The organism is Bacillus sp. Root131 (genome assembly GCF_001429475.1).
GTDB lineage: Bacteria > Bacillota > Bacilli > Bacillales > Bacillaceae_G > Bacillus_A > Bacillus_A thuringiensis_S.
The window spans coordinates 161,097-170,439 of the sequence record NZ_LMJQ01000044.1 but is presented as its reverse complement, the minus strand read 5'-3'; the positions used below and the strand labels follow the sequence as shown (position 1 = coordinate 170,439).

Below are 9,343 nucleotides of genomic sequence, written 5' to 3'. Positions count from 1 at the left end.
GAATTCAAGAAAAATTAAACCACCTATCCCCTAAAGAATTTAGGGAACAAGTGGTTTAGGTGTTTTGATTGGTGTCCCGTTTTCGGGGTTCACTTCACTTTACAAGATAGAGTGCTTTTTTATACGCATTTTATTATTTTAGATTTAACCGATATGTAATGAAGATGTACAGTAAATATGGGGGTATGCAAGTGCCTGGTGAAATCAAGTATACTCAATATAGGAAAAAAGAAGTATTAGATGTACTTAGGGGGGATTAACATATTTAAGGAAGATATGAAAAAAATATTGGCATCATTACTAAAAAATCCATTAGTAATAATCGTATACTGGATTTTTTGTTATGAGTTAGCTTTATTATGTATGTATGGGAGAATGAATAATAATATTTATATTTGGTTATTATCTATAGCATTTCTAATACTTATCATTATATTTACTACAATTAAAATTGTGAAAAATAGGGAACGCGAATCATCCAAATTATTAAATGTAAAGGGATGGAAATACATTTCTGTTCTAATACTTATCCTTATAACGTCTTTTTATGGGATAAAAATTTATAAAAGTGCAACGAATTATGGCGGTAAACTAGCATGGTTTATAGAAAGCGTAAAAAACGAAAGATCAGTTAAACTTGAGCGTGATAATATATATAAGTATGGTGTAGAGGGCATTTTTGAAGATATAAATAAGAAATATACTTTGCCAAAGAAGTTATATATGCCGGATGATTTTACTTTGGAATTTAAATCAGATGGAACAATTACATCATTTGATACTTTTCTTTATGGGAAAAATGCTGCTGGAAAAGAGGAAAGCTACTTAATATCTTATAATAAAAATAAATCAAAAGATATTTTTGTAGGATTAAATGGGTATGTTAACGCTGATTATAATGAAGATAAATTAGTAAAACCTTTAATTAAAACAGTTCAAGCCATTCCAGTTAAACAAACTGTAAGTAAGTGGAATGAAGATAAGTATGGGCTGGTCTATTATGGGAAAAGGAACTGGGGTTACAACAGAGAAGGAATTATTAATATTAATAAAGATGGGAAATTAGAGAAGCTTGAAGAAGCAAAGTCCGAAATAATTGGATATACGGTATCTATATTTATCCCTGGAAAAGAGAAAGAGGTAGTACCTGCTAGATATAATTTACTAGGTGACCCAAATTGGAGTAAGGAAAGTAGTTCTAAAAAGAAAAAGAAGAATTTAACTAATAATAATGAGCAATTTTACTTTTCAAAAGAAGTTGGTTATAAACTAGATGTCACAGATAAAGCATTAGGGAGCACCTTTTATTCACTAAGCAAGACAATTGATGGAGGGGAAACATGGGGAGTTATAAATGAAGACCCGTTCAATGAAGCGGTAGGTAGTGCATCAGGAATCATCTTTTTTAATGAAAAGCTCGGATTTTTAAGGGCAGCCAGACCCTCTGGAAATGAAGGGAGGTTATACCGTACAGATGATGGGGGTATAACTTTTAAAAAGTTGAGCTATACAAATTATGAAGTGAAACTAGAAAGTGGACAGGCAATAAATCCGTTTGATTTTCCTAATATGCCTTATGAGAAGGATGGAGTTTTTAACATGCTAGTAGGGCAAGGAGCAGATGGAGACTACAATGGTAATAGTAGTATACTTTATCAATCAAAAGATCAAGGTGAAACATGGGAGTATGTAAAAGAGGTTAAAGATAATTAATAGTGGGAAAGACCATTGGACAAAAATTACCGATGGTCTTTTAAACATTATTAGATGGTATGTACATTTCCTAAAATAAGTATGTTTCTATTTCTATAAAAATATGCTGTAATATGAAGAGGAAAAAGTATAAGTAGTTAGAGAAGTGAGGAATTAAAGGTGAAGAAGTTTAAGAAGTTTTACTTGGAGATTACGAGTGTGTGTAATCTTGCGTGTAGCTTTTGTCCGCCGACGGAAAGGCAGAAGCAATTCATTTCTGTAGAGGATTTTGCTAAAAGATTAGACCAAATTAAACCTCACACAGACTACATTTATTTGCACGTGAAGGGTGAGCCGTTGCTCCATCCGAAAATAGATCAGCTATTAGACTTAAGTCATGAAAAAGGGTTTAAAGTTAATATTACAACGAACGGAACGTTAATTAATAAGAGAAGGCATAGGCTGTTAAATAAGCCCGCGTTAAGACAAATGAATTTTTCACTGCATAGTTTTGATGGACACCCAGGTTCGCAAGATAAAGAGGGCTATGTAAGGAGTATACTTTCCTTCATTAGGGAAGCGACAAGTCAATCAGATTTAATTGTATCGTTAAGGTTATGGAATTTAACTCAGGATAATAAAACAAATGCTGAAATCCAGAAAAATAGAGAGTTATTATCCATAATTGAAAATGAATTTGATCTATCTTATCAGATTGAAGAGAAGCTTACACCAGGAAAAGGTATAAAAATTGCAGAACGTGTCTTTATTAATCAAGACTATGAATTCCAGTGGCCAGCATTACATGAAGAAGAGGATGATGGGAAAGGATTCTGTCATGGACTTCGTAATCAGGCAGGGATTTTAGCGAATGGGACGGTTATTCCTTGTTGTTTAGATGGTGAAGGGATTATTAACCTTGGAAATATTAATAATGATTCATTTTCTAACATTATAGAAGGTGAAAGAGCAACAAACATTGTCGATGGATTTTCAAAAAGAGTTGCGGTTGAAGAGCTTTGTAGGAAATGTGGATATCGTAAAAGGTTTGGGAAGTAAATATGAAATAAGCCCTCATAAAGCGAGGGCTTATTTTTTATTCTTGATAAGAATGCTCTAATTCATCAATTAATGAACCAACGTAAGAAACAGCTTTACGGATTGCATCTGATTTTGACATATCTACTCCGGCATGTTTCATTAGTTCAAGTGGTTTCATTGTACCACCAGCGCGAAGCACATCTAACCAGCGATCAATAGCAGGTTGTCCTTCCTCTTTAATCATTTGAGCTATTGCAGTAGCTGTAGTGAGGCCTGCGGAATATGTGTAAGAATATAGACCCATATAATAATGAGGCTGACGCATCCAAGTTAAGCCCGCACCTTCATCGATTTCTACAGAATCTCCCCAGAATGTCGAAAGGACATTTGTTTTAATTTCAGTTAAAGTTGTAGCTGTAAGGGCCTGTCCTTCTTCTGCTAGAGCATATACCCTACGTTGATATTCACCCTCAAGTAAATGAGTAACAAAGTTGTGATAATATGTGCCAAGTAGTTGTAGAATGACCCATCTGCGCATTCTCTTATCGTCAGTAGTCGCTAGTAAATGCTGAGCTAATAGTAATTCATTCATAGTTGATGGTGCTTCAACAAAGTACATAGATGGGCGTACGTTCATGATACGTTGGTTTTTATTTGCTAAATAGAAATGACCAGCATGTCCAAATTCATGTGCTAATGTGAAGCATCCACGCATCGTATTTTGCCATGTAATTAAAATATAGGGATGAGAGCCGTATGGACTTGAGCAAAATGCCCCGGTTGATTTGCCTACGTTATCTGCAAGATCTACCCATCTTTCTTTGAATCCTTTTTGGATTATTGAACTATATTCATCGCCTAATACTTTTAAAGAATCTTGAATGAGCGTGCCTGCTTCTTCATAAGTAATAGCTGGATTAAATTCGGGATCTAAAGGTGCATGTAAGTCGCAGAAAAGCATTTGATCGAGTCCTAATACTTTCTTTTTTAAATCTGCAAAACGGCGCATATGAGGTGCTAATTCTTTATAAATAATATCAAGTTGGTTGTTATACATTTCAAGTGGAACTCTTTGTGGTTCTAATAGCATATGGGTAACGGATTCATATTTACGTAAACGAGAAAGTGTTACTTGTTTTTTAACTTCAGTAGCATATGTTGTGGCAATTGTATTTTTATATTGTTTTAGTGTGGAAACAAATGATGAATATGCTTTTCGACGTATATATGTGCTTGGAGAAAATTCATATTTGCTTTCAAATAATGAGAATGAAACAGGGAGTTCGTTTCCTTGTTCGTCTTGTATAGAAGTGAAATCCATATCGGCCAATTTAGTCATGCCGTAAATTTTGTATGGAGAACTATGAACTTCGCCAAGTGCAGCAAGTGCTTCTTCTGTTTCAGGAGAGAGAGTGTGCTGCCTTTTTTTGAGTATCTCTAGTAACGACTTACGGAAAGGTTCAAGTTTTGTTTCGTCAGTTAAATATTTTTCAATTGTTCCTTCTTCAAGTGAGAGAATTTCATTATGGATAAAGGATAGTGCAGTATGTACTTTCGTCCATAAAGCAGAAATTTTGGAAGAGTTCGCTTGAATAACTGGATTTGTACGATCATTAGATTCTTTTAAATTTGCATATGAATACAGTTTTGTTAACTTCATTAAAAGCTCTTCTTCTAAAAGTAGGCAATTTAATAAAGTTGTGGAGTTGGTATGTAAACGTCCTTTAAATGTATCAAGTTTCTGTATATCATTTTCTAATACGTTTAATGCGGTATGCCATTCGGCATCAGAATTATACAAATCGGATAAATCCCATGTTAGTTCAGCAGGCACCTCTGCGCGATTAAGGCGATTTTCCATTACATTTTTCAAGTCTATCTCCTCCTCATTAAGACTATTTAAAAACATGATACTAGAAAATTCAGTAAAATAAAAATATTTTATGTTTTTATATATTAAAAAGAAGGACAAGCACTTTTATGCTTGTCCTTCTTTTTAAATTTAAGAATTAATATACTTTATCGCCGTTGAAAATCGAGTTTTTCACGACAACATAATCTACAGTACGAATAGCATCTAATTTTGTTCCGCCAGCGTAAGAGATAGAAGATTGAAGATCTTGTTCCATTTCGATTAACGTATCTTCTAAAGAACCTTTATGCTCAACGAACATTTTCTTACCTTCAACGTTTTTCTTCTCACCCTTTTGGAATTCAGAAGCAGAACCGAAGTATTCTTTATAAAGTTTGCCATCTCTTTCGATTGTTTCCCCTGGAGACTCTTCGTGACCAGCGAATAGAGAACCGATCATGACCATAGTTGCCCCAAATCGAATAGATTTAGCTACGTCGCCGTGTGTACGAATACCACCATCAGCGATAATTGGCTTACTTGCAGCTTTTGCACACCAGCGAAGTGCAGCTAGCTGCCAACCACCAGTTCCGAAGCCTGTTTTAATTTTAGTAATACAAACTTTACCAGGTCCAATACCAACTTTTGTTGCATCAGCACCAGCATTTTCTAATTCTCTTACCGCTTCTGGAGTTCCAACGTTTCCAGCGATAACGAAGCTCTCTGGTAAATGTTTTTTTATATGTTGAATCATGTTGATCACAGCATTAGAATGACCGTGTGCGATATCAATCGTGATATATTCAGGTGTAATTTGCTCAGCAGCTAATTGTTGTACGAATTCATATTCGTCCTCTTTTACACCAACGCTGATAGAAGCGATTAATCCACGTGATTGCATATCTCTAATGAATGAGATTCGTTTCTCTGGTTGGAAACGATGCATGATATAGAAGTAATTGTTTTCAGCTAAATAAGTTGCGATTCTTTCATCAATAATCGTTTGCATATTTGCAGGCACGACAGGTAATTTAAATTTATGTTTTCCTAAAGTGACAGTTGTATCACATTCAGAGCGGCTATTTACAATACATTTTGCAGGAATTAATTGAATATCTTCATAGTCGAATACGTTTTCCATCATTTACACCCCTAAAATACGAATATTTTATTTTTATTAATCAAAAATGTTCGTCCATAGGATAATTTACATTATTTTTATTAAGAAGTCAAAGGATTTCTTAACATTTTTTGAAAAACTAGATGTTACATCTGAAAAATAACGTTAAAAACGAATTTAAAATGTATTTTTATTTATATTGTTCGTTTATGGTAAAGATTGAAAAATTGAGATAATTATATAAGGTTGTATGTATTCTTTTTATTTTTTTGGAGTGGGATGGAGGATACCATGAAAGAGTCAATGCTAACAATACGAGAAAAAGATGTTATCAATTAGTTGAACAATATATGAAATGATAAGGTTTATTTCTATATAAAAAGAGGAATCTGGTATGAACCACCTTTTTATGTAAGGTTTCAAGTATAATAAGTAGGGTAATAGTAACGTATACAAAAGATAAAAAAGAAAATAATACATAATAAAATGAGGTTAATATATGAGTAAAAAAAGTTTTTCTGATTATAAATTAAGTAAGGAAATTGTAAGGGCACTTACTGGGTTAGGATATGATCATCCAACAGAAGTACAAGGTGAGGTTATTCCAGTCGCATTACAAAAGAAGGATCTTGTTGTGAAGTCTCAGACTGGAAGTGGAAAAACAGCTTCATTTGGTATTCCACTTTGTGAAATGGTGGAGTGGGAAGAGAATAAACCACAAGCATTAGTTTTAACACCAACGAGAGAGCTTGCGGTGCAGGTAAAAGAAGATATTACAAATATAGGTCGATTCAAAAGGATTAAGGCTGCGGCAGTTTATGGGAAATCTCCATTTGCACGTCAAAAATTAGAATTAAAGCAAAAGACACACATTGTAGTTGGGACTCCTGGTCGTGTATTGGATCATATTGAGAAGGGTACCCTTTCTTTAGAGTGTTTGAAGTATTTAGTTATTGATGAAGCAGATGAGATGCTAAATATGGGCTTTATCGATCAAGTAGAGGCAATTATTGATGAATTACCTACAAAAAGAATGACAATGTTATTTTCAGCAACACTTCCAGAAGATGTTGAAAAATTGTCTCGTACATATATGAATTCACCAACTCATATTGAAATTAAAGCAGCTGGGATTACAACGGATAAAATTGAACATACTCTTTTTGAGGCGATAGAAGACGAGAAGTTTTCACTACTTAAAGATGTAACAATGATTGAGAATCCTGATAGTTGTATTATTTTCTGCCGTACACAAGAAAATGTAGATCATGTATATAGACAGCTAAAACGAGCTAATTATCCTTGTGACAAAATACATGGTGGTATGGTACAAGAAGATCGTTTTGAAGTCATGGATGATTTTAGAAAAGGAAAATTCCGTTATTTAGTAGCAACAGACGTAGCTGCGAGAGGAATTGATATTGATAATATTACACATGTTATTAATTATGATATTCCACTTGAAAAAGAAAGCTATGTACATCGTACTGGAAGAACGGGACGAGCTGGAAATAGTGGAAAAGCTATTACATTTATAACACCATATGAAAATAGATTTTTAGAAGAGATTGAGGATTATATTGGTTTTGAAATTCCAAAGGCAATTGGACCTTCAAAAGAAGAAGTTATGAAAGAGAAAGCTGCATTTGAAGAAAAGATACATGCTAAACCAATTATTAAGAAAGATAAAAATGCGGACATAAACAAAGGCATTATGAAGCTGTACTTTAATGGCGGGAAGAAAAAGAAAATTAGAGCGGTAGATTTCGTCGGTACAATTGCTAAAATTAAAGGTGTTACAGCAGAAGATATAGGCATTATTACGATACAAGATAACGTTTCTTACGTTGAAATATTAAATGGAAAAGGACCACTTGTCTTGAAAGTCATGAAGACTACAACGATTAAAGGGAAACAATTAAAAGTTCATGAGGCAATTAAGTAAATAAAAAACTATCCACTTTAATAGGTGGATAGTTTTTTATTTATGATTTTTTCAAATCATCAACTAGTTGCTCTGCTAAACGTCTATACATATTACTCATAGTCACGAAGGATGTTAATAGTAGAAATTTCTCTAGCTTTGTACCTTCTAAGGAAGAAATCTTATTTACTTCTGTAACACGTTTATTTACGTCTTGTTTAAAGTTTTCGACATTGCTTGCAGTAAGAGCAAGATAATTTTTATATAACGCATTTAATTCAAATGAATCATCGTTTAATAAGGAGTCATTTATATTTTCTAATGAACTTTTTATGTCGTTAATGGAGAGAGCTCCCTTTAATTGGTAAATCAGGCTAATTAAAATCATATGCTCTTTTGAATACTTTTTATTTTTGATAGGGATGAATAGTTTCCCTTTTGCGTAATTATTAATCATCGTTTTTGTTAATACTTTTTCATCATCAGTTCTCGTTGTATCTGCATAAGTATTCTCAAATAGTTGGACAACTTGGTCTACATATAAGTCAACATTTGGAATATCCTCAAGTTTAATATTTTTTTCTAAATGTAATGTCTCAAGTAATTCATTTATATTTTCCACGTAGAATCCCTCACTTTTATAACTTAGTGGAACTTAATGTTTAATATATCTTTAAATATGGTATTACGAAACAAATGAATTGTAAATGTTGACCTTAAAAAGAAATGTGTATATAATTACATGTAGTTATCAAAACTACATGTAATTATATGAGGGGTGTTATTATGAATACTTATGTAAGGGAACCAGTTAACGCATTTACTCACTTAGGTGGAGCGATCTTATCATTTATTGCCTTATTAGCTATGCTTGTGAAAGTTTCTATTAAGATGCCATCATTTGCTGCAATTACAGCTGTTATTTTGTTTGGTATTGGAATGATGGTCCTTTATGCGGCGTCAGCTGTGTATCATAGTGTTGTGGCCAATGAACGTGTTATTTACTTCTTTAGGAAGCTAGATCATTCTATGATTTTTATATTAATTGCAGGTACATATGCACCCTTTTGCTTAATTACATTAAATTCAGCAAGTGGTTTGCTATTATTTTGTTTAGTCTATGCAACTGCGATTTGTGGTATTGTGTTTAAAATGTTTTGGTTTAATTGTCCAAGATGGTTATCGACAGCAATTTATATTACGATGGGTTGGTTAATTGTTTTGTTCTTTGCACCGTTAGCTGAGAATTTAAGTACAGGAGGTATTGTTTTCTTAGTACTTGGGGGCATTTTTTATACAATTGGTGGATTTATTTATGGCACAAAGCCAAAATGGCTAGAGTTTAAATATATGGGACATCATGAAATTTTTCATGTTTTTGTATTATTAGGTAGTCTTGCGCATTTTCTAAGTGTATATTGTTACGTAATTTAATAAAAAAACGCCACATAATTTTTATTATGTGGCGTTTTTTTATTACCTGATTAGAATCGTATATGTTATAAAATTATTATGGGATAAAATGTAAGTTTCTGTGTTCGCATGTTAAACATAGGATAAGAAATATGTGATATACTTTGAGAAGTTTATAATGAATGAAATATGGAGGACTATAATTATGGCAATACTTGTAACAGGTGGAGCAGGATATATTGGTAGTCATACATGTGTAGAATTACTAAATAGCGGTTACGAAGTTATAGTAGTGGATAAT

At 33.0% G+C, this 9,343-nt stretch carries 8 protein-coding genes; 5 read left to right on the top strand and 3 right to left on the bottom strand.

The genetic code is table 11. The features are described from left to right. Window positions 1-240 precede the first annotated feature (240 nt). Window positions 241-1,713, top strand: coding sequence for a hypothetical protein (locus tag ASE54_RS32385; protein WP_000280570.1), 1,473 nt, complete (start codon window positions 241-243; stop codon window positions 1,711-1,713). Between the two features lie 159 nt (window positions 1,714-1,872). After that, window positions 1,873-2,751: a radical SAM/SPASM domain-containing protein gene (locus tag ASE54_RS32380; RefSeq protein ID WP_000713633.1), complete on the top strand. Its 879-nt coding sequence runs from the start codon at window positions 1,873-1,875 to the stop codon at window positions 2,749-2,751. 37 nt (window positions 2,752-2,788) lie between these two features. Here the strand turns inward: ASE54_RS32380 and pepF are convergent, their stop codons facing one another. Further along, complete coding sequence (pepF, locus tag ASE54_RS32375) at window positions 2,789-4,606, bottom strand: oligoendopeptidase F (RefSeq protein ID WP_000800231.1); 1,818 nt, start codon at window positions 4,604-4,606, stop codon at window positions 2,789-2,791. A 136-nt stretch (window positions 4,607-4,742) separates the two neighbouring features. After that, window positions 4,743-5,726, bottom strand: coding sequence for a GMP reductase (gene guaC, locus ASE54_RS32370; protein ID WP_000432438.1), 984 nt, complete (start codon window positions 5,724-5,726; stop codon window positions 4,743-4,745). A gap of 478 nt (window positions 5,727-6,204) precedes the next feature. Between guaC and ASE54_RS32365 the strand changes: the two genes are divergently transcribed. After that, the gene (locus tag ASE54_RS32365; protein ID WP_000039346.1) at window positions 6,205-7,650 is read left to right on the top strand and encodes a DEAD/DEAH box helicase; all 1,446 of its coding nucleotides are present in this window, start codon (window positions 6,205-6,207) and stop codon (window positions 7,648-7,650) included. A gap of 40 nt (window positions 7,651-7,690) precedes the next feature. Here ASE54_RS32365 and ASE54_RS32360 read toward each other — a convergent pair whose 3' ends face one another. After that, a complete protein-coding gene (locus tag ASE54_RS32360; protein WP_000427875.1) occupies window positions 7,691-8,251 on the bottom strand; it encodes a DUF1836 domain-containing protein in 561 nt (186 codons plus the stop codon). Between the two features lie 164 nt (window positions 8,252-8,415). Between ASE54_RS32360 and ASE54_RS32355 the strand changes: the two genes are divergently transcribed. Both ASE54_RS32355 and ASE54_RS37320 read left to right on the top strand, forming a co-directional pair. Then, window positions 8,416-9,063 carry a hemolysin III family protein gene (locus ASE54_RS32355; protein ID WP_001099726.1) on the top strand — a complete coding sequence of 216 codons (648 nt, stop codon included), beginning with the start codon at window positions 8,416-8,418 and terminating at the stop codon, window positions 9,061-9,063. A 184-nt stretch (window positions 9,064-9,247) separates the two neighbouring features. Next, window positions 9,248-9,343, top strand: a 96-nt coding sequence (locus tag ASE54_RS37320; RefSeq protein WP_235567887.1) for an NAD-dependent epimerase/dehydratase family protein, incomplete at its 3' end; no start/stop codon positions are given.